Genomic DNA, 19,601 nt, shown 5'->3' on the forward strand with positions numbered 1-19,601 from the left:
TTAACAACCTGACTCAGGTATTAAAGTACTCGTTCAATAATCATTGAAACTTGTGCGCTTTGATAAGTGCGCGCATCCGTTGCCTGTGTTCCATGACTGTCCAGGATACTTTTATGATTCGTAAATGTTTGTTCCCCGCTGCCGGTTACGGCACGCGTTTCTTGCCGGCGACCAAAGCCATGCCGAAAGAGATGCTGCCGATCGTCAACAAGCCGTTGATCGAATACGCCGTTGAAGAAGCACGGGACGCCGGCCTGCAACACATGGCCATCGTCACCGGTCGGGGCAAGCGTGCGCTGGAAGACCACTTCGATATCAGCTACGAACTCGAACACCAGATCCGCGGCACCGAGAAAGAGAAATTCCTCGCTGGCACCCGCGAGTTGATCGACACCTGCACCTTCTCCTACACACGTCAGGTGGAAATGAAGGGCTTGGGACACGCGATTCTCAGCGGCCGCCCATTGATCGGCGATGAACCCTTCGCCGTGGTGCTGGCCGATGACCTGTGCCTGAACCTGGAAGGTGACGGCGTGCTGTCGCAGATGATCCAGCTGTACAAGAAGTTCCGCTGCTCGATCGTCGCCATCCAGGAAGTCCCGGCCGATCAGACCCACAAGTACGGGGTGATCGCCGGCGAGCTGATTTCCGAGGGCATCTACCGGGTCAATAACATGGTGGAAAAACCGGCGCCGCAGGACGCGCCGTCGAACCTGGCGATCATCGGCCGCTACATCCTGACGCCGGACATCTTCGACCTGATCGCCGACACCCAACCGGGCAAGGGCGGCGAGATCCAGATCACCGACGCGCTGATGAAACAGGCGCAGAACGGTTGCGTGCTGGCCTACAAGTTCAAGGGCCTGCGCTTCGACTGCGGCGACGCCGAGGGTTATTTGCAGGCGACCAACTTCTGCTACGACAACGTCTACCTCAAGGGCCGCTGAGACGGTCCCCGCCCACTTCTCTTTTCAGGAGGCAACCCATGAACATGGCACAGCATGCAGCAGAGATTGAACGGGAGGTGGGCAACCTCGGCACGGTGAGCTGGCTGTCACACCATCAGCCGTTGCCCAGCGCCAACGAGTCATGGCTGGGCAGTATTTTGCTGGTGGAACGCATCGGCATGTTTCCCTCGTCCGGCGACATTCGCCGGACGCTGGCGGATCCCTACCCCCTGCTCGCCCATCTGAAACAACGGTATGCCGAGCAGGCGCTGGAAATGGACGATCGTGATGGCCTGAAGGTGATCTTCAGCGACTGGCGCTTCCGCGTACGCCTGTGCTGCAACGAGCCGGCGATCATCATCAATGTCGAGACGCGGTGTGCCACGCAACTGATGCCGCAGAAAACGGCTGAGCTCCTGAGCCAGATAGATAACTTCAAATAAAAACACTTTCCTGTAGGAGCTGCGGCACGCTGCGATCTTTTGATTTTGTTTTCAAGAGCAAGATCAAAAGATCGCAGCGTGCCGCAGCTCCTACAAGTCGCAACTGTCCGCGTTGATGCCACTGACGATCCAGCGATAGAAGTAATCGGCAATCACTTTCCCGCCCGTGGCCGGCTGCGGATGAATCTTGTCCGGGCCGATCATCGTCGCTGCATAGCGTTTGACGTCAGGGCCGAACGCGCATTGCAGATTGGCAAAGCCCAGTTGCTGCTCGCGCGCCCACGGCTGCAAGACCTGTGCATACGCCGACATCGGATAGGTGCTGGAGCGCGTGGTGTCCTGACGCATGATCAGGTTGATACTCGCCGCCGGTTGAATCTCGCGGATCATCGCCACCAGGCCCTGAACGTTGTGCAGGTACTGTTCGGGTTTGACCCCGAAGCCCTGATCGTTGCCGCCGAGCATGATCAGGTAAACGTCGGCGGGGATCTTCGACACGGCGATTTTCCACTGCACCTGCCATTGCGGGTCCTGGTGATAGAAATCCGCGGATGCCGCGCCCGAGGCCGCCAGTTTCGACACCCGCACGCCGTTCTGTTCGTTGCTCATCCACAAGCCAAACAAGGTCGGTGCGCCCTTCACCACTTCCAGCTTGAACGACCAGTCTGCGGCTGCCGAAAGACCTGCGAGTGGTACTTCCTGCACGCCTGAACCCTTGAGCGTCAACGGTTGCCAGTCTTCCGAGGGCGTCCAGCGGTAGCGCAGCTCACTGGTTTCGCCGTTGCCCAGGTAGAGCAATTTCGCCTGGGTGACTTGGGTGTCGATGGCCGGTGTCGGGCTGGCATCGATTTGCAACCAGGCGCCGGGCTTGCCGGTCACCGTGCGGCTGTCGGGGCTGGCTTGGCCGAGGCCGGATACTTGCCAGCCACCACCGAAGTATTTTTCGCTGCTGCGGGTGTATTTGAAATGCGTGCCGCCCAGCGCGGCGCCGTGGTTGAAACCGACGTAACCGGGACCGGCAAAACCGACCTCGCCGGCCACGCGCTGCACCAGTTTGTTCAGGTAGAAATCCTGCCCGGCGCTGTAGCTGTCGCCGATCACCGAGACCGACAAGACCTTCCCGGCCTTGCCTTCGCGCCACTGCGCAAAACGCTCGCGGGCATCGCCTACCTCAACCACCGACGCTGCGACGGGCTGAGCGTCATTTACTGCCAACATGCATTATTTCCTTCAGTTTGGAATGGCCCGTTCGCGAGCAGAGGTTGAGGTCATCCGCTAAATCCTTGTACACCTAAATCCTGTGGGAGCTGGCTTGCCAGCGATGGCGGTGGGTCAGGCGAATAAGCTTCATCTGATCGGTCCCCATCGCTGGCAAGCCAGCTCCCACAGGGATGGTGTGAGTTCCAGAGATCCTTGCTCGCGAAGCCTTTCAGCTATTGGCCGGCACCACCGGAGTAACGCTCGCCAGCGGTTTTTTCTTCGCCGCACGCTCCCCAAGAAACAGCACCGAAGTGACATTGAAGCGACTGAAAATCATCGACAGCACCACCGGCCCCAACAGACCAAACAGCAGTCCACTGAGCACCAGAATGCTTTCGTCTTTCACCCCCAGCCGCCCCATGAAAAACCGCGAAGTCGCCGCGAACAGCACATGGAACAGAAAGATCGCGTAAGAGTAGCCGCCCAGCCAGGTCAGCCACTTCGAGCGCATGTCACTCGACAGCAAAGCAATGCAGGACACACACCCCACGGTCAGACCGATCAGGCTGCGGCGGTCGACGATCAACTCACGATCAATCGCCGCCACGTACAGCAGCGTCAACGAAATCAACACAAACACCAGCGGCCCGACCACCTTGAACCGCTGCTTCAACGCCTCGACATTTTCCTGGCCGATCATCCCCGCCACAAAGAACGGCAGCAGGTAAATCGCGCCATTGATGCCGAACGCATCGAGCTTGAACGGCGGCAACAGAAACACCGCCGCTGCGAAGGCGAACAGCAGGTACAAGCGCGTCATCGAGCGCAGCATCCCGCGCCATTCCAGCAGGCCGACGAACATGAAAATGATGAACACCGCCTGCAGGAACCAGAAGTGATTGACCGGTACCCAGAACGACAACAAGGCATCGATCACGCCGACATCCTTGTTCACCCCCGGCCCCACCGCCTGCAACACCGAGAACGGCACACCGACGCAAAACAGCGGCACGATCAGCCGTCGCACCTTGCCGCTGAAGAATGCGGAAAAGTCATTGCCGCGAATTTTGTAGATCGAATAGATGTAGCCGGAAATGAAGGTGAACAGCGGCATGCGCACGTACACCATCGAGTCGGCGATCACCCGGAACGGCGAGCCGATATCGATTTTCAGCCCTCCGCCCAACGGGCCAATGACGTGATAGAGCACCAGCAGCAGGCACGCCAGACCACGCAGGGTTTCGATCTCCAGCGATTTTTTCTTGCTCGACATACAGCACCTGCCTCAATTCAGAACTCTTGATTCAACCCGCACCGGTTTGTTGGCGCGCAACATCAGACCCAAGCCGACAAACAACACCGGCACCACCATGGAAAAGTGCCGGGCGAAGGAGCCGAAGTCCGGCTCGAACAACCCTTGCACCAGCAGGAACGCCAGCGGAATCGCGATCAGTTCCTTGGGTTTGGTCTCGATCGGCGCGCCTTTGTAATCGGTGGAGGTGATGACTTTGAACAGCAGCAACGCGGTCATGATCATCAGCGCCACAAAGATCACCTGGCCCGGCCCGGACAACAGAATCAGCTCCACCGGGAACGACAGCCGGAAGAAAATGATCATCGAGTCCAGCGCCTGCGAAACGAAGTCACTGCCGCTGAGCCACGAGACAATCAGCGATTTCGAGCCCTCCTCCCCCGCCGTGCGCAACTCGTTATTGCTGGCGCGAATCGATGACACCGGGAACCCCAGCGCCAGCTGAATCGCCATGGCCACCGCCAGGTAAAACAGGAACAGCATCAGGAAGAAAGTGAAGCGCGACACGTACTTCTTCATCACGCAGACGCCGACCCACGACAGCGAAAACAGAATCCAGTAAGGCCGGATCAGCACGCCGTAGATCACCGCCGACAGAAAAAATCCGCCGCGGTATTTGCGCGTCAGCGAGCTGAACAAGATGCTCAGCACCGCCACCGAAACGATGATTTCCTTGGTCAGGTTTTCCAGGAAGAACGAGCGCACCACGCCCCACAGGCACAGGGTGCCGAAGATCGCCAGCGGCATGCGCCGGAACACCACTACCGGAATCGCTGTGAGGAAGAAGTTGCAGAACATTCCGTAGGCCCAGGCGTTGGTCAGGTTGATCCCGGTGGGCCGCAGCAGGAACGCCGAACATTCGTAGGAGGAGCGATCCGGCGAGAACGGGTTCCAGAAATTGCAGTTGTCGGCGCGGGCGTAGGACGACCACAACGTCATCGCATCCGGCCCCGGATCACGCGGGATCAGCAGCGGCATCGCCACCGACAGAAACAGCCCGGTGAACAGAATCAGGAACGACAGCGAAGAATCGAGTTTGCGGCCGCGAAACTCGATGCACGGCAACTTCAACCCCATGCCAGCGCCCCTTTGGCACGGGTCGCCCGAGTCAACACGGCGATCACCCCGAGCTGCACGATAATCGCGAAGACATTGCCCCACGCCGCGCCATAAATCGAATAATGCTTGATCAGCAGGTAGCTGACCGGCACCGACACCAGTAAACAAATCGCCGCACTGGCGAATGACACCCGACTGTTTTTCGAGGCAATCAGACCGCCCCAAACGATGTCGCCGATGGCCCGCAGGGCGAAGGAAAAGATCAGCACGCCAAGGATCGCGTTATCCGGACGCGGCACGCTGGTGGCGACGTAATCGAGCACCACGTTGAAGAACAGATAGATCAGCACCGCCACCGCCGCCGACACCACTAACGAGCGCATCACCCATTTGTTGACGAACAATTGCTTGACCGTAAATGCCTGCTGATCCGCCTGAAACCGCTTGGCCAGCACCGGAATGCCGACCACCGCCACCACCGCGTAGGACAGCGCCTGCAAAGTGTTCGCCGCCGACCACGCGTACACGTATTTACCGAGGCTGGCGTAGGGTTCGAGATCGGCAATCAGAAAGCGCTCGGCGTACTGACTCAGCGCGATCAAGCCCGTGCCGAAGTAGAACGGCAGGCCGGCCTTCCACACGGTCGCGGTAGTCAGTGCTTCGCTGACCCGGCCCTTGTGCACGTTCACCACGATCAGGTAACCGGCGACGATCACCAGCACGTTGGCGGCCACCCACAGCCACAGCACACTGGCGATGCCGGAGACCCAGTCGAGCATCATCCCGCCCACCGCCAGCAGCGCCCAGAGACCGGTCTTGATGAAGAACAGCAGCGCGCCCGCGGTGGCTTTCTGCGCAGAAAACACGAACGAGTTGATCTCGAACGACAGGTGTTCGGTGAGCAGCACCAGCGTCGCGCAAAGAATCAACGCGGTGCTCGCCTCGACCTGCTGGAACAGCGAGTAAATCCCCACCGTCAGCAGCGACAGCAGCAGCCCCACTGCCAGGTACAGCAACAGGACTTTGTCGACCACCCGCCGCGAGCTGCCGCCAACGCTGATCAACCGATTGATCTCGGAACTGAAACCAACGCTGTAGAACTTCGAAGCGATCAGCGACGCCGCGACCACCACGCCATAAAACCCCAGCGCTTCGTAGCCCAGGTAATGGGTGATGGCCAACACCAGCAGAAACTTCGCGCCCAAGGCTCCGCCGCGCAGCAGCAAGCGAAATATCATCGAACGACGCCTTTGATGATCTCGTCCATCATCACCGTCTTGGCTTCGATTTCGCGGCAGGTATCGGTCAGGCGCTTGCCGAAGTTCGACAGGGCATTCGGCGCATACACGGTGTCGATGATCTGCTCGACATTGATGTCGCCACCGTTGATCACCCAGTCTTCCACACCCATGTCCTGATAGGCGCCAAAGCCTTTGCGCTCATAGCTGATGTGGTACGCCGGGACACCGGACAGCAGCGACTCGATGGCGCCGTGCAGACGCACCGAGATCACCAGATCCGGCTGATATTTGGCAATCGTCGCCTTCAACGACAGCAGGTCTTCGCTGATGCCCAGTTCGCGATAGAACGCACCGTCATCGTTGCCGCGAACGGCGCTCTGCACGGCGCAGACCACTTTGCTTTTGTTCTTCAGGCGCTGCAGCAGCAGCTTCAGGTTGGCGACGTAGGCGACCTTCTTTTCCTTGCTCCACTCCGGCGGCTTGCGCAGCACCACGCACACGGTGGCCGGCGATGCGGCGCAGCGGGTGAACTTCGGTTGCTGAAGGATCTTGCTGGCCAGTGACTGCACCGCCAGATCCGGCGCGCGGTAGACGTTTTCGCAGGCATCGAACATCGCCGAGGAACGGTTATCGCGCACGAACACCGCGTCCGCGCTGGCGTAGTGATCGACGATCTTGCGGCTCTCGCCATGGAACGGGCCGATGCTTTGCGGCAGGTACACCGACGGCACCTTGCTGAGGATCGCCGTTTCCAGTTGCTTGGCGTGGCCGAGTTTCAGCTTGATGTGTTCGAAGGCACTTTTCGAGCGCATGTAGCCGCCACCGACGCCGACGATCAGATCGGTCTTGCGCAGCAGATCCGCCAGCCCGGCATACGACTGATTGAGAAACACTGCCTGCTTGACCCGCCCCAACCCCTTGGCCGCCATCACCGGCGCGTCGAAACGCGGGTGCGGCAGGTAGGCGAAAGACTGCGGATCGGACGCCACGACATTGATCGCGGTGTCTTCGCCAAAGTTGCGCTGCACCAACGCGATGGCCAGATCGACGAGCAGGCCGTCACCGGAGTTGGACGCACTGTAGCCATGCAAAATCGTTACGTTCATAAGCTGAGTTCTACTTAATAAGTGGGAGCGCAATACACGTCGTAGGTCTGGCGGATCATCAGCGCGGCGCTGAAACGTTCGCGCACGATGTTCCGGCCTTCGCTGCCGAGGTCGAGCAACCGCGGCTTCTGGATTCGCGCCAGCACGTCGGCCAGCGCCTGATGATCACCGGTGGGAAAGACGTAGCCGGACACTTCATGGGTGACCAGTTCGGGCAGCGACGTGCAGTTGCTGGCGATCACCGGCAAGCCCATGGCCATGCCTTCCAGCGGCACCATGGCAAAACCTTCCCAGCGGCTCGGAACGATCAGCGCGTCGGCCTGTTGATACAGCGCCTGCACTTCGGCCGGCGTGACCCACGGCAGGTACTCGACCGCGTCCATCTCGGGGCACTCGACCGTGTCCTCGTTGACCGCACTGCCGACCACCGTCAGTTTCAGATCACTTCGCTGCACCTTGGCGAAGGCCTTGAGCAGCACGTCGAAACCTTTCTGGTAGTCGAGACGACCGACGAACAGCAGATGGATCGGCGCGGGGCTCTCGGCCTTCGGCGCTTCGTCTCGCTGGTGGATGCCGTTGTAGATCAGCTTCATGCGCGAGCGCTGAATGCCGAACCGCGCAGCCTTGTCCATCTCGTAGCGGCTGACGCAGATGATCACGTCGGTGACCCGCTGCAGGACCCGCTCGATCCATGCGTAGATCTTCTGCTTGGTCGGCGAGCTTTCCATCAGGAACGAAAAGGCGTGCGGGCAGTAGACGATTTTCGGCTTGCGCCACGGTCGCAGAAGCACACAGACCACGCGGCCGATCACCCCGGAAAAGGTGCTGTGCAAATGCACCACATCGGGTTTTTCCTTGAGCATCACCCGGGTCAGTTGCCAGGCAAAACGCAGCAGCGAACGCACATCACGCCCGCTGCGTTCGAACGTGCGAATCTGCTGTGCATCAATGCCGTGCAGCTCTTGTTTCTGGTCGAGCGGCACCAGATAGACCAGCTCGTAATTCGAATCCTGGCCTTCGGGCGACGCCGAGATGGTGCGGATAACGGTGGCGACCCCACCTTTTATCGTTTCAGCCACGTGCAGTATTTTCTTCACAACCCACCCACTTTCATGCCTGTTGGAACGCCCCTGAATTTCAGGATTTGTCCGACGCGTATTCGTAGTTGTAATAGCCATAGCTGCCATTGCCGTAGTAGCTGGCAGCGCGCTTCTCGACGCCGTTGAACACCGCGCCCTTGAGCTCGATGCCGTTCTGCGCGAAGCGGCGAATGGTCGCTTCAATTTCCTTGGCCGGGTTTACCGCAAACCGCGTGACGATCAGGCTGATCCCGGCTTCACGCCCGACAATCGCCGCGTCGGTAACCGCGAGCAGTGGCGGCGTATCGATGATCACCACGTCGTAGCGCTGACTCAGTTCGGCGAGCAGGTCGCGGAAGTTGGCGTGCATCAACAGCTCGGAGGGATTCGGCGGAACCTGACCACGGCTGATGAAGTGCAGGTTGTCGATTTCCACCGTGTTGATCGCCTGCTCGATGCTGCAGCGCTTGACCAGCAGATCCGACAGGCCATTGGCGATCGGCACATTCAGCGTCTTGTGCAGATGGCCCTTGCGCATGTCGGCGTCGATCAACAGCACGCGCTGACCGCTTTGCGCCATGACCGCGGCGAGGTTGGACGAGACGAAGGTCTTGCCGACCTGCGGGCTGGGGCCGGAGATCATGATGCGGTTGTTGGTCGAATCCAGCGCGGCGAAATGCAGGCAGGTGCGCAGGCTGCGGATCGACTCGATGGACAGGTCGGTCGGGTTGCGCAGGGCCAGCAGATAGGCCGGCGTCTCGGCGGTGATTTTGGCCCGGCCCTTTTTCGTGTCCTCGTCACGCTGCAAGGCGCTGTAGGGAATCGACGCGTACACCGGCAGCCCGAGCTGTTCGATGGCTTCCGGCCCTTCCAGACCTTTGCTCAACGATTTGCGCAACAGCACCAGGGCTACGCCGACAAAGGCGCCGAGGAACGTTGCGATCAGCACGATCAGGGCTTTTTTCGGTTTGACCGGGCTGCTCAGGTCAACATCCGCCGGGTCGATCAATCGTACGTTGCCCACCGCACCGGCGCGAACGATGTCCAGCTCCTGGGATTTGTTCAGCAATTGCGTGTAGATCTGCGAAGCCACTTCCACATCGCGGGTCAGGTTGAGCAATTCCTGCTGCGTGGCCGGCAGATCACCGACCTTGCCTTCCAGCGACTTCTGCTGCTGGGTCAACTCACCGATCTGCGACATCAAGGCGCGATACGCCGGATGCTGTTTGGTGAACTTGCGATCCATTTCCGCCTGCTGCATTTTCAGCTCGGAAATCCGCGTTTCCAGCGCCACGGACTGACCGAGCACCGATTGCGTTTCCAGGGAAATGTTCACGGTCTTGCCGTGGGTCTGATACGCGTTGAGCGCATCGCTGGCCTTGGCCAGATCACGCTTGACCTGCGGCAGCTGGCTTTGCAGGAACGCCAGGCTCTGCGCCGCTTCCGCCGAGGTGCGGCGCACGTTCTGGTCCACGTAGAGCGCGGCGATCTTGTTGAGGATCTTCACCGCCTCGGCCGCATCGGCGCTGGCCAGCGCCAGACGGATAATCCCCGACTCTTTACCTTGCTCGGAGATATCCAGCGCATCCTGGTAACCCTGAATGGTCACGATCCGTGGATTGCGCACCACTTCAAAGCGCGTGCCCGGGTTGGCTTGCAGGCGCTCGATCAAACCCTCGACGCCGTCCTGGGCGAAGGCTTCGCTGGCGACGCCCTCGACCAACAGGTTGTCGTTGTCATCGAGCAACTGAAAGTGCTGTTGTTCGCCAGCCACCAGGGTGAGCTTCTTGCCCAACAACTCTTTGGGCAGATTGAGTCGAGTGAACTCCAGACGCTCGCCGCCCCAGGCGTAACTGTTGAAGCCAAAACGCGGCGGCGCCACGCTGAACTCGGTTTCGCCGCGATAACGCCGGGCGAGAAAACCGCCGACCACCGGGAAGGTGTTGGGCGTGACGTCGATATCCAGGCGCAGGTCGTCGACGGTTTTGCCGATCACCGCACGGGATTTGATGATGCCGATTTCGGTCACCGACGGCGATTGCCCGCCGAGCATGCTGCTGAGGTCGGAAAAACCGAGCATGTCGTTCTTTTTCGGTTCGACCTGCACCAGCGCGTTCGCCAGGTACACCGGCGTCGCCAATACCGCATAGGCAACGCCGGCGGCCATGAATGCACCGGTGAATGCACCGATCAACCATTTCTGGTCGATCAAACTGCCGAATATGCCGAGAAGATCAATACTGTCTTGATCGTTATCACGGTTGGCGATTACTGACGGTAACTGCATAAGTCTTTCTTACCATTCACTGATCTGAAGAATATTCATCAATGTCCGAGGCGCTGCGCCCACGAGCTAACAGCATCTTCAATCAATGCATGGGCATGAATAAAAGCGGCCTTACCTTGACGATACGGATCCTGTATTTCTCGTTCGCTCTGCCACTTGCCGAGAAGAAACACTTTGCCCCGGGCGTGCGAGGCAATCTTCAGCACCTGATTCACATGTTGTTTTTCCATGACCAGAATCAGGTCTGATTCATTGACGATATCGGCGGTCAATTGCCGGGCCTGGAAACCTTCGGCGCTGTGCCCGTGGTCTTCCAGCACCTGACGTGCCGACGCCTCCATGCCTTCGCCAACCCGCGCAGCGAGGCCTGCGGAAGTCACCGAGATGGTTGAGGGGGTCAGCGCGTTACGCAGCAGAAGTTCTGCTGTCGGACTTCGGCAAATATTGCCAACGCACACGACGAGGATCTTTTTGAACAAGGTTTACATTCCTGTGTAATATCATTCTGCCAACATCTAGAGCGGATCTTAATGAACCCACTAGATCATTCTGCACTCAGAAATAGATTCGCCCTGTTAGTACCAGCGTATTAAGTACCACAGGGTCAAAAGCCGCCAAAACACAATTAACGGACTAAAAATAACTGTGATTTTCAGGTCTGGTTTTCCTGACAAAAAATAACATTGGCGCACTTAGTGCGATTGTTAGTTTCGAAACAGTTATCTCGAGATACTTTTCGCCGTTGTCACTTCTCACCCGGAGAACCGACATGAAATCAGCCCATCTCAAATACCTGAGCGCCCTGACCCTATTACTGCTGGCGGCAACCGGCCAGAGCCAGGCCAATGAACTGTTCCCGGCATTGCCCGCCAATAAAACCATCGGGGTTCAGGTCAAAGTCCAGACCTTCTCCGCTGCCGACGCCGAGCGCGTCAAAGCCACCGGCTTCAGTTTCGTGCGTTTTGGCGTATGGACTGACAGCCTGCCCGGCGCGGCCTACCAGAAGCAGATCAGCGATGCCTTCGCCGTGGCCCGCGCGGCCGGTCTGCCGGTGCTGATGACCCTGCGCGCGACCAAGCCGTTACCGGCCAATGATCTGGCGAACGCGGGGGTCGCGTATGCCAACGCGCTGACCAGCCTGGCAGCGACCTATGGCTCACAACTGGTGGCGATCGAGTTGTGGAATGAGCCGGACCTCGGCACCTACTGGCCGACCGGTAATTTCGACACGACATTCGTGCCGTTCATGAGCGCTGCGTGCAAGACCCTGCAAGACAAACCCCAGACTGTCCCGGTGATCGGTTTTGGCTTCGCCCGGCCGCCGACTGCCGGCTCGGCGTCCACCGTGGCACTCAACCGAATCGTCAGCGAATACCCCAAATGCCTCAACGCGGTTTCCTACCATCCCTACGGCATGAGCGGCACGCAGATCAGCAATGCCCAGGCGTTTATCCAGCAGAACTTCCATCTGCCGGGGGTGATCAGCGAATGGGGTATCTCGGCGCTCGCCTCCAACGGCGGGACTGAGGGTCAGGCCAGTAAAATCAGTGCATTCGTCGCCGATATCAAAACCCGCAACATTGCCCTGACCTCGATCTACGAGTGGAAAAACAGCGACACTGGCAGCAATGACCGCGAGAAGAATTTCGGTCTGTTGACCTCCGATGGCCAACCGAAACCGGCAGAAACTGCGGTCAAAACCCAGCTGAGCCAGCAATAACCTTCATCGATGTGCTCAAGGGGCGCTGACCGTCAGTTGCTTTGAACCTGCGGCCGATTTTGGCATCGTATTCATCGATAACGCGCCCCACCGTTCAAACAGCCGTTCTCAGGTTGTTGCCCCCGGGGAACCCGTTGCGCCTTGATGCCCTTGAGTGGCTGTCAACGCTCGGGTAATGTCGTCAAACCCACAGGACAGAGCACACCCATGACTTCCAAGCTGGAACAACTCAAACAGATGACCACCGTAGTTGCCGACACCGGCGACTTCGAAGCGATCGCCCGGGTCAAGCCGGTCGACGCCACCACCAACCCTTCCCTGCTGCTCAAGGCAGCCGCCATCCCCGCTTACGCCGAGCTGCTGAACGCCTGCGTCAGCGACTGCAAGGGCGACGTGGGTCTGGCCAGCGACCGTTTCGGCGTCGCCGTGGGCCAGGAAATCCTCAAAGTGATTCCGGGCCGCATTTCCACCGAAGTGGATGCGCGCCTGTCGTTCGACCAGGACGCCGTGCTCAAGCGTGCGCATCGCCTGATCGAGCTGTACGACAAGGCCGGCATTGGCCGTGACCGCGTGCTGATCAAGATCGCTTCGACCTGGGAAGGCATCCGCGCTGCGGAGATCCTCGAGAAGGAAGGCATCCAGACCAACCTGACCCTGCTGTTTTCCTTCGCTCAGGCCGCCGCTTGCGCTGACGCCGGGGTGTTCCTGATCTCGCCGTTCGTGGGCCGCATCTACGACTGGTACAAAAAGGCCAACGGCAACGACTACACCGGCGCCGATGATCCGGGCGTGCAGTCGGTGACCCGCATCTACAACTACTACAAGGCCAATGACTACAAGACTGTGGTCATGGGCGCCAGCTTCCGCAACCTGAGCCAGATCGAGCAACTGGCCGGCTGCGATCGCCTGACCATCAGCCCGGACCTGATCGACAAGCTCGCGGCAGACACTGGCAAACTGGAGCGCAAACTCGCCCCGGGCCACGCCGGCGAAGCGCGCCTGAGCCTCAACGAAGCGCAATTCCGCTGGCTGTCCAACGAAGACGCGATGGCTACCGAGAAACTGGCTGAGGGCATCCGTCAGTTTGCCCGTGACCAGGAGAAGCTCGAGGCGCTGCTGCAGGCCAAGCTGTGATCTGAGTCGCTGAAACGCAAAAAGGGCGAACCCAAACGGGTTCGCCCTTTTTTTGTGCCTGCTGGATTATTAGTGTTTTGGCGAGAGCTATCGCGAGCAGGCTCACTCCTACAGTGGATCTGTGGATTACTCAAGATTATGCGTCGAATGAGAAACCCTGTAGGAGTGAGCCTGCTCGCGATAGGGCCAGCAGGCCCTACCCACATTTCAGGCCATCAATGCCGCTCGAGGGCATTCACCAGATCATGGAAGGCTTCACGATTGGAGTCGTTCAGGCCCATGAGGATCTTGTGCGCTTCGAGCACCTTGATCCGCACCACTTCTTCGGACTGGTCCTGATCCGGCAGGTCATCCAGGCACTCGGGGCACGGCACCGGGTGGTTGACGATGTTGAACACCTGCTCGAAGCCCATCGACTGCAGCAGACGGGTGATGTCTTCGTGGGTGGTGACGACGGTCGGCAGCAGGCCGACCTTTTGCCGCGACAGGATCGACAGTTTGGCCAGCAGGCCGAGGGTGGTGCTGTCGATGCTGCGGGTTTCGGTCAAATCGATCACGATCGCGTTGAAATTCAACGCGGTGAAGATTTTCTCAATAGTCGCATCCAACGCCGAACACAGGGTCAGGCGAACTTCACCGACGAACTTCAGGACGAAGGTGCCGTCCTGCTCGGCGAACTGGATTCTACCGGTACTCATTGAAGGTTCCTGCTCAACACCAACAGGGCGATATCATCCGGCATCTCCCCTAGCGTGGCCAATCCAAACACTTGCCGCAGACCATCCAGGCTGCCGCCCGCCGACTTCACCCGTTGGGGCAAAGCGGCTTCTTTTTCCTTGAGCGTCGGTTCTGGCAACAGATCCAGAATGCCGTCGGACATCAGCGTCAGGCTGAACGTCGGAGGCAGCTCAAGCACGTGATCTTCGTAGGTGGCCTCATTGAACAGGCCCACCGGCAAACCGCGGCCTTCGAGGTAACGAACACTGTCAGGCGTGTACAACACAGGCAACGGCAGATGGCCGCCGATGCTATAGGTCAACAAACCGGTCTCCTCGTCGATGACTCCACCGACCATTGTGACGTGTTTGCCCAGCTTACAACTGATCAGCCCCCGGTTGATATGACCAAGGACTTCCGAAGGCTTGAATTCCGGCAACGTGCCGTTGCGCTTGGACTCGAACAGCAGGCGCGTGGTCATGAACTTCAGCAGCACCGTGACGAACGCTGAAGAGGCGCCATGCCCCGATACGTCGGCCAGGTAGAACGCCACCCGACGCTCGTCGACACGGAAGTAGTCGACAAAATCACCCGACAGGTACAACGACGGGATGATCTGGTGGGCAAACTGGAACTCGTCGATGCGCCACGGGCTTTCCGGCAGCATGTTCATCTGCACCTGACGACCGGCGTTCTGGTCTTCCTGGAGCAGGTTCAGGCTGGCTTCGAGCTCGCGGTTGGCCTTCTCCAGCTTCTCGCGGTAGCGCTGGTTCTCCAGCAGCAGGCGCGCACGATCCAGCGCGCGACGCACCGAATGCTCGAGCACGGCCAGGTCTTCGAGAGGCTTGATCAGGTAGTCCGCCGCACCCAGGCGCAGCGCCTCGACCGCGTCGTTCATCACGCCGGCACCCGAAACGACGATCATCGGCGTTTGCGGTGAGCGCTCGGTGACCTGACGGATGAGTTCGAGACCACCCATCTGCGGCATGCGCAGATCGCAGATGACCAAGTCGGGCTTGTCTTGCTCGAATACCTGAAGACCCTGTTGGCCGTTGCTGGCCTGCAGGACGCTGAAACCACTGTCTTCCAAATAGGCCGCGAGGCTCGCGCGCACTACTTCGTCATCATCGATTATCAGCAGCGTGGCACTGGTTTTTGGCATGTGGGCAAACGGCGCCAGAATTAGGTTGGCGTAGCAGGCGGGGCATCGGCCCGGCTCAGACTACTGGATTCGCTTTCTAGCCTCTCTGCTGCACCGCTTTCGAGCACTGAGCCGGAACGCGATTGCACCAGAGGTGCCCTTCTAAGGCGCAGACGGTACTCCCATCCGCGGGGCGTTTCAAGCATGCGCCGATGGTCGCTTGACGACTTTACTTGTCAAATCACCGAGAGTTATAAGAACAGCTCAAACCGTAACCCAATGGAAGGTCGAAGCCATGAGTCAAACCGGTCGGGACTACAGCGAAAAGCGCGATTTCATCCGCATGCGGGTCGATGCCGATGTGGTGTTGATCCATGAAGGCGATGAGATCGCCGGCGTGTGCATCGACCTCTCGAGCAGCGGCATGCAGGTCGAAGCGCCGCGCCAGTTCGCGGTTGGTGACCGTTTGAGCGTGCGCATCGATTCCGAACATGCCGCATTGAGTGGGCTGGAGGCGGAGACCGAAGTGGTCTGGGTCAAGGCCCAGGACGGCGATGGACAGAAGCTCGGCCTGACCATTCTGCAGATGAAATAAGCGCACACAAAAAAGGCGGCCTCATGGGCCGCCTTCTTGTCATCGGTCGAGATTAAAAATCGTCTTCGACCTGACCATCCTTGACCTTGAACTCGCGGTTCTGCAGATAGGCGTTGCGGATGAAGGTGTACTTGTCGCCGCTGATCAGCTTCTCGCTCGACAGCAGGCTGGCGCGGGTGTCGACGATGTTCAGGCCGAACACCGAGTTACGGACAGGCACGTCGTTGATGTAGCGGTACGGACCGGTGTAGCTGTCGACGTACTTGGACGGTGCATCACGCAGGGTGCTCGGGCCGAGCAACGGCAGCATCACGTACGGGCCGCTGCTGACGCCCCAGTAACCGAGGGTCTGACCGAAGTCTTCGTCACTGCGATTCAGGCCCATTTTGGTACCGACATCGAAGAAGCCCAGCAGGCCGAAGGTGGTGTTGAAGATGATACGCGCGGTATCGACACCGGCTGCTGCCGGTTTGGCCTGCAGAATATTGTTCGCCAGGTTGGTGACGTCACCGACGTTGCGGAACATGTTGTGGATGCCGTCTTCGAGGAACTGCGGCGTCACGAACTCATAGCCCTGCGCCAGCGGCTTGAGCGCGTAGGTGTCAACGAAGTCGTTGAACTGGAAGATCGGGCGGTTGACGCTTTCCCAAGGGTCTTCTTCCGTTGCAGCGTTGGCGGCGAACGGAACCAGCAGGACGCTGGCACATACACATAGCTGAGCGAGAGGATTGCTCCAGCGCATAGAAAAACTCCTTGGATTTTTACTGGCGCGGGCACCCGGGCCCAGGCGTTAAGAGCGCTAGTATAAGCGCAAAAGCCGTTTTGGGCAGTCTGCCCGTGAAGAGTAATGCAGGACGTTTCCAGGGAGCGCCTTCACACACCTGTCATCCAACTGTCACCGATGTCCCCTAGCCTCATGCCTATTTCAGGGACGTTGCCATGACCCACGCTGAAGTCTTGCCTGTCGCCGCGCCCGGCCTGACCGCCGTGCTGTTCGGACTCAGTGGCTGTCTGGTGGATTTCGGCGCCCGTGCCCATCAACACGCCAGCGTACTGCCCGAGCACGCCCACGCCACACCCGGCGCTCTCGACAGCCTGCTCAGCCTGCAGCGCCAGCAGATTCCCTGTGCGTGGATCGACGAGCTGCCCCCTGCCCTCGCGCAACCCTTGGCGGCCTCTCTGCCGGCGTGGATCAAACCGACGCAATATTCAGCAACAATCAATCCATGGCCCGCGCCGAACGCCTGCTGGCAGGCGCTGATGGGTTTGAACGTCAGCTGCCTGGATGGCTGCGTGCTGGTGAGCGGCGAGCCCCGGTTGCTGCAATCGGGCCTCAACGCCGGGCTGTGGACCATCGGCCTGGCGTCCTGCGGCTCACTATGCGGCCTGTCGCCGAGCGAGTGGCAAGCGCTGAGCCAGAACGAACGCGACCAACGACGCGGTAAGGCAACCCTGCAGTTGTTCGGGCTGGGCGTGCATTCGGTGATCGATCATCTGGGCGAGCTCGACACCTGCCTGGCGGACATCAACCTGCGCCGCCTCAAGGGCGAAAAGCCCTGACCGGGATCATGCAGGTTGCCGCAGAGTGGATTAATCTAAAGGTCAGCCATAGACCTTTGGCGCGCGGCTGCGGTCAATGCCAGTGCCTCTTGATAAAAGGAACCCCACCATGCCCGCCCAAGAACTGCAAAAACAACTCGACACCCTGCGCGAGCAACTGGAGCAGAATCCGCCGCTGTCCGAAGCCGAACGTGAAGATCTGCATACGCTGATGGCGCAGATCGAATCGGAAATCAAACTGGAGAACGCCACTCAGGATGCCAGCATCGCCGACGGTGTGAATCTGGCAGTGGACCGCTTCGAACTCGAACACCCGGCCATTGCCGGCACCCTGCGCAATATCGTCAATGCGCTGGGTAGCATGGGGATCTGATTTTCCTCCCCTGAAATGCAAAAAGCCCTGCCAGCGCTGGCAGGGCTTTTTCATAGGCGCAATTTGAAACGCGATCCCTTGTAGGAGTGAGCCTGCTCGCGATAACGGTGTATCAGTCGACGTCAATGTTGAATGTCAGTCCGCTATCGCGAGCAGGCTCACTCCTACAGGGGTTATTTATTGGCGCACAAGGCGGTGGTTCGGCAGTTGCGCAGTCTCGGTGCTGCGATACGGGTTGATATCCAGCCCGCCCCGGCGCACATACCGTGCAAACACCGTGAGTTTCTCCGGCTTCAGCAAACGCTGCAGGTCGAGAAAGATCCGCTCCACGCATTGTTCGTGGAAGTCCGAGTGCTGGCGGAAGCTGACGATGTATTCCAGCAGACTCGCGTGATCCAGCGCCGCGCCACGATATTCCACCACCACGCTGCCCCAGTCCGGCTGGCTGGTCACCGGGCAGTTGGATTTGAGCAGATGGCTATGCACGCTCTCTTCGACAATCTTCGAATCATCGCAACGCAGCAGTTCCGGACGCGGATGTTCATAGTTGCTGACGCTGATGTCCAGATCGTCGATGCACACGCCGGGCAACGCCACGACGCCTTCGGCTTCGACATCTTTCAGGCTGCGCACGCGTACGCCGACCGGTTTGCCGGCAGCGGCCGACAGGTCCTTGACCAGCGTCGCTTCGAGGCTGGCGATATCGGCAAACGGCGTCTGATTCAGCGAGTTCAAGTACAACTTGAACGACTTCGATTCGATGATGTTCGGCGAATCCGCCGGAATGCTGAATTCACCGATTGCCACCACCGGCTTGCCCGACGGCAACAGCCACGACAGTTCGAAGCAATTCCAGAAATCCACGCCTTTATACGGCAGGGTTTCGGCGGTCAGGCCCAGCTCGGCCCATTTCGCGGTGCGCGGAATCGGGAACAGCAGGGACGGCGTGTACGTGGCGATGTATTCGCTGGATTTGCCCAGCGGCGAATGTTCGGCTGCGGGATGCATGGCGGAAACCTGACTGAAGAATCAGCGGATTCTATCAGCCTTTGCGCCCGCCTTTGAGTGCTTACTGACTGACAGTCAGTTTGCCGACCATGCCCGCCTGGTAGTGACCGGGAATATTGCAGGCAAATTCCAGGCTGGTGGCCTTGCTGAAGGTCCACGTCAGCTCGGCGGTCTTGCCCGGCTCGACCAGCACGCTATTGGGGTCGTCGTGCTTCATGCCGTGGCCCATGCTGCCGTGATCCATACCCGCCATGTCGTGGGACATTTCTTTCATGCCGGTAGGCGTGAGCATGCCGCTTTGCTGCATCTGCAACATTTCCTGCTGGTGCTGGGCATGCATCGCCGCGTCACCGAGGTTGAATTCGTGCAGCAACTGGCCTTTATTCACCAGCACAAAGCGAACCGTCTCACCGGCCTTGACCTGAATCGCCTTGGGGTCGAACGACATGTCGTTCAGTACAACTTCAATGCTGCGAGTAGCCTTGGCTGCTGGTGCCGGTTGGCCGAAATCATAGCTGTGCGCGGGTGCGGCCCAGACAGGTGAACTCAGCGCCAGCACACAGGCGGCGACGGCCAGAGGGTTGCGCAAAAACATAGTCATACTCCAACAAGATAAGGTTCAGCCTGTGGGAAACTCTAGCCCGCCTGCGCTGGCAGCTACCTGACAGGCAGATTACAA

The 19,601-nt window shown here is 59.3% G+C and carries 20 protein-coding genes; 7 read left to right on the forward strand and 13 right to left on the reverse strand.

Going from position 1 to position 19,601, the window contains the following annotated elements; translation table 11 throughout:
- The first annotated feature begins 113 nt into the window (after positions 1–113).
- Positions 114–947, forward strand: coding sequence for a UTP--glucose-1-phosphate uridylyltransferase GalU (gene galU / locus V3W27_RS16410; protein ID WP_027611481.1), 834 nt, complete (start codon positions 114–116; stop codon positions 945–947).
- 38 nt (positions 948–985) lie between these two features.
- On the forward strand, positions 986–1,390 hold the full coding sequence (locus V3W27_RS16415; RefSeq protein WP_183781183.1) for a mannose-1-phosphate guanylyltransferase: 405 nt from the start codon (positions 986–988) through the stop codon (positions 1,388–1,390).
- A gap of 90 nt (positions 1,391–1,480) precedes the next feature.
- On the opposite strand, the gene V3W27_RS16420 is transcribed toward V3W27_RS16415, so the two are convergent.
- The 8 genes from V3W27_RS16420 to V3W27_RS16455 form a co-directional block, all read right to left on the reverse strand.
- The gene (locus V3W27_RS16420; protein WP_330207073.1) at positions 1,481–2,608 is read right to left on the reverse strand and encodes an SGNH/GDSL hydrolase family protein; all 1,128 of its coding nucleotides are present in this window, start codon (positions 2,606–2,608) and stop codon (positions 1,481–1,483) included.
- Positions 2,609–2,819: 211 nt separating this feature from the next.
- Positions 2,820–3,863: an acyltransferase family protein gene (locus tag V3W27_RS16425; protein WP_330207074.1), complete on the reverse strand. Its 1,044-nt coding sequence runs from the start codon at positions 3,861–3,863 to the stop codon at positions 2,820–2,822.
- 12 nt (positions 3,864–3,875) lie between these two features.
- Positions 3,876–4,979, reverse strand: a complete 1,104-nt coding sequence (locus V3W27_RS16430; protein WP_027611477.1) for a hypothetical protein — start codon at positions 4,977–4,979, stop codon at positions 3,876–3,878.
- Positions 4,970–6,199, reverse strand: a complete 1,230-nt coding sequence (locus V3W27_RS16435; RefSeq protein ID WP_330207075.1) for a polysaccharide biosynthesis C-terminal domain-containing protein — start codon at positions 6,197–6,199, stop codon at positions 4,970–4,972. Before V3W27_RS16435 ends, V3W27_RS16430 begins: the two co-directional genes overlap by 10 nt.
- Entirely contained in the window at positions 6,196–7,308 is a 1,113-nt protein-coding gene (locus tag V3W27_RS16440; RefSeq protein ID WP_330207076.1) for a polysaccharide pyruvyl transferase family protein, read from the reverse strand. Before V3W27_RS16440 ends, V3W27_RS16435 begins: the two co-directional genes overlap by 4 nt.
- A 14-nt stretch (positions 7,309–7,322) precedes the next feature.
- Positions 7,323–8,405: a glycosyltransferase gene (locus V3W27_RS16445; RefSeq protein ID WP_027611474.1), complete on the reverse strand. Its 1,083-nt coding sequence runs from the start codon at positions 8,403–8,405 to the stop codon at positions 7,323–7,325.
- Between the two features lie 40 nt (positions 8,406–8,445).
- Positions 8,446–10,674: a polysaccharide biosynthesis tyrosine autokinase gene (locus V3W27_RS16450; protein ID WP_330207077.1), complete on the reverse strand. Its 2,229-nt coding sequence runs from the start codon at positions 10,672–10,674 to the stop codon at positions 8,446–8,448.
- Positions 10,675–10,712: 38 nt separating this feature from the next.
- A complete protein-coding gene (locus tag V3W27_RS16455) occupies positions 10,713–11,153 on the reverse strand; it encodes a low molecular weight protein-tyrosine-phosphatase (protein ID WP_003226547.1) in 441 nt (146 codons plus the stop codon).
- A 290-nt stretch (positions 11,154–11,443) separates the two neighbouring features.
- Between V3W27_RS16455 and V3W27_RS16460 the strand changes: the two genes are divergently transcribed.
- Both V3W27_RS16460 and tal read left to right on the forward strand, forming a co-directional pair.
- On the forward strand, positions 11,444–12,394 hold the full coding sequence (locus tag V3W27_RS16460; protein WP_330207078.1) for a glycosyl hydrolase family 5: 951 nt from the start codon (positions 11,444–11,446) through the stop codon (positions 12,392–12,394).
- Positions 12,395–12,601: 207 nt separating this feature from the next.
- The gene (tal, locus tag V3W27_RS16465; RefSeq protein ID WP_027611470.1) at positions 12,602–13,528 is read left to right on the forward strand and encodes a transaldolase; all 927 of its coding nucleotides are present in this window, start codon (positions 12,602–12,604) and stop codon (positions 13,526–13,528) included.
- 215 nt (positions 13,529–13,743) lie between these two features.
- Here tal and rssC read toward each other — a convergent pair whose 3' ends face one another.
- A complete protein-coding gene (gene rssC / locus V3W27_RS16470; RefSeq protein ID WP_003226553.1) occupies positions 13,744–14,226 on the reverse strand; it encodes an anti-sigma factor antagonist RssC in 483 nt (160 codons plus the stop codon).
- Complete coding sequence (gene rssB, locus V3W27_RS16475) at positions 14,223–15,407, reverse strand: two-component system response regulator RssB (RefSeq protein ID WP_041074010.1); 1,185 nt, start codon at positions 15,405–15,407, stop codon at positions 14,223–14,225. The genes rssC and rssB overlap by 4 nt, the downstream gene beginning before the upstream one ends.
- A 274-nt stretch (positions 15,408–15,681) precedes the next feature.
- Here rssB and V3W27_RS16480 point away from each other — a divergent pair, with 274 nt between their 5' ends.
- Positions 15,682–15,981: a PilZ domain-containing protein gene (locus V3W27_RS16480; protein ID WP_096797162.1), complete on the forward strand. Its 300-nt coding sequence runs from the start codon at positions 15,682–15,684 to the stop codon at positions 15,979–15,981.
- Positions 15,982–16,033: 52 nt separating this feature from the next.
- Here V3W27_RS16480 and V3W27_RS16485 read toward each other — a convergent pair whose 3' ends face one another.
- Positions 16,034–16,723: an MlaA family lipoprotein gene (locus V3W27_RS16485; protein ID WP_115989289.1), complete on the reverse strand. Its 690-nt coding sequence runs from the start codon at positions 16,721–16,723 to the stop codon at positions 16,034–16,036.
- Between the two features lie 197 nt (positions 16,724–16,920).
- Between V3W27_RS16485 and V3W27_RS16490 the strand changes: the two genes are divergently transcribed.
- Together V3W27_RS16490 and V3W27_RS16495 are read left to right on the forward strand one after the other, a co-directional pair.
- The gene (locus tag V3W27_RS16490) at positions 16,921–17,541 is read left to right on the forward strand and encodes an HAD family phosphatase (RefSeq protein ID WP_183781205.1); all 621 of its coding nucleotides are present in this window, start codon (positions 16,921–16,923) and stop codon (positions 17,539–17,541) included.
- 109 nt (positions 17,542–17,650) lie between these two features.
- The gene (locus V3W27_RS16495; RefSeq protein ID WP_183781208.1) at positions 17,651–17,914 is read left to right on the forward strand and encodes a DUF4404 family protein; all 264 of its coding nucleotides are present in this window, start codon (positions 17,651–17,653) and stop codon (positions 17,912–17,914) included.
- A 177-nt stretch (positions 17,915–18,091) separates the two neighbouring features.
- On the opposite strand, the gene queF is transcribed toward V3W27_RS16495, so the two are convergent.
- Together queF and copI are read right to left on the reverse strand one after the other, a co-directional pair.
- Positions 18,092–18,922, reverse strand: a complete 831-nt coding sequence (gene queF, locus V3W27_RS16500; protein WP_103368828.1) for an NADPH-dependent 7-cyano-7-deazaguanine reductase QueF — start codon at positions 18,920–18,922, stop codon at positions 18,092–18,094.
- A gap of 61 nt (positions 18,923–18,983) precedes the next feature.
- Positions 18,984–19,517 (reverse strand): copper-resistant cuproprotein CopI, encoded by a 534-nt coding sequence (gene copI, locus V3W27_RS16505; protein ID WP_134786947.1) that lies wholly within the window; start codon positions 19,515–19,517, stop codon positions 18,984–18,986.
- Between the last annotated feature and the right edge of the window lie 84 nt (positions 19,518–19,601).

The sequence above is a fragment of the Pseudomonas sp. AM14(2022) genome (assembly GCF_036346455.1).
GTDB classification, from domain to species: Bacteria; Pseudomonadota; Gammaproteobacteria; order Pseudomonadales; family Pseudomonadaceae; genus Aquipseudomonas; species Aquipseudomonas putida_A.

Bases quoted from the DNA above. Each gene is read 5' to 3' on its own strand.
- galU (WP_027611481.1), top strand. From the start codon at position 114: ATGATTCGTAAATGTTTGTTCCCCGCTGCCGGTTACGGCACGCGTTTC.
- V3W27_RS16415 (WP_183781183.1), top strand. From the start codon at position 986: ATGAACATGGCACAGCATGCAGCAGAGATTGAACGGGAGGTGGGCAAC.
- V3W27_RS16420 (WP_330207073.1), bottom strand. From the start codon at position 2,608: ATGTTGGCAGTAAATGACGCTCAGCCCGTCGCAGCGTCGGTGGTTGAG.
- V3W27_RS16425 (WP_330207074.1), bottom strand. From the start codon at position 3,863: ATGTCGAGCAAGAAAAAATCGCTGGAGATCGAAACCCTGCGTGGTCTG.
- V3W27_RS16430 (WP_027611477.1), bottom strand. From the start codon at position 4,979: ATGGGGTTGAAGTTGCCGTGCATCGAGTTTCGCGGCCGCAAACTCGAT.
- V3W27_RS16435 (WP_330207075.1), bottom strand. From the start codon at position 6,199: ATGATATTTCGCTTGCTGCTGCGCGGCGGAGCCTTGGGCGCGAAGTTT.
- V3W27_RS16440 (WP_330207076.1), bottom strand. From the start codon at position 7,308: ATGAACGTAACGATTTTGCATGGCTACAGTGCGTCCAACTCCGGTGAC.
- V3W27_RS16450 (WP_330207077.1), bottom strand. From the start codon at position 10,674: ATGCAGTTACCGTCAGTAATCGCCAACCGTGATAACGATCAAGACAGT.
- V3W27_RS16460 (WP_330207078.1), top strand. From the start codon at position 11,444: ATGAAATCAGCCCATCTCAAATACCTGAGCGCCCTGACCCTATTACTG.
- tal (WP_027611470.1), top strand. From the start codon at position 12,602: ATGACTTCCAAGCTGGAACAACTCAAACAGATGACCACCGTAGTTGCC.
- rssC (WP_003226553.1), bottom strand. From the start codon at position 14,226: ATGAGTACCGGTAGAATCCAGTTCGCCGAGCAGGACGGCACCTTCGTC.
- rssB (WP_041074010.1), bottom strand. From the start codon at position 15,407: ATGCCAAAAACCAGTGCCACGCTGCTGATAATCGATGATGACGAAGTA.
- V3W27_RS16480 (WP_096797162.1), top strand. From the start codon at position 15,682: ATGAGTCAAACCGGTCGGGACTACAGCGAAAAGCGCGATTTCATCCGC.
- V3W27_RS16485 (WP_115989289.1), bottom strand. From the start codon at position 16,723: ATGCGCTGGAGCAATCCTCTCGCTCAGCTATGTGTATGTGCCAGCGTC.
- V3W27_RS16490 (WP_183781205.1), top strand. From the start codon at position 16,921: ATGACCCACGCTGAAGTCTTGCCTGTCGCCGCGCCCGGCCTGACCGCC.
- V3W27_RS16495 (WP_183781208.1), top strand. From the start codon at position 17,651: ATGCCCGCCCAAGAACTGCAAAAACAACTCGACACCCTGCGCGAGCAA.
- queF (WP_103368828.1), bottom strand. From the start codon at position 18,922: ATGCATCCCGCAGCCGAACATTCGCCGCTGGGCAAATCCAGCGAATAC.
- copI (WP_134786947.1), bottom strand. From the start codon at position 19,517: ATGTTTTTGCGCAACCCTCTGGCCGTCGCCGCCTGTGTGCTGGCGCTG.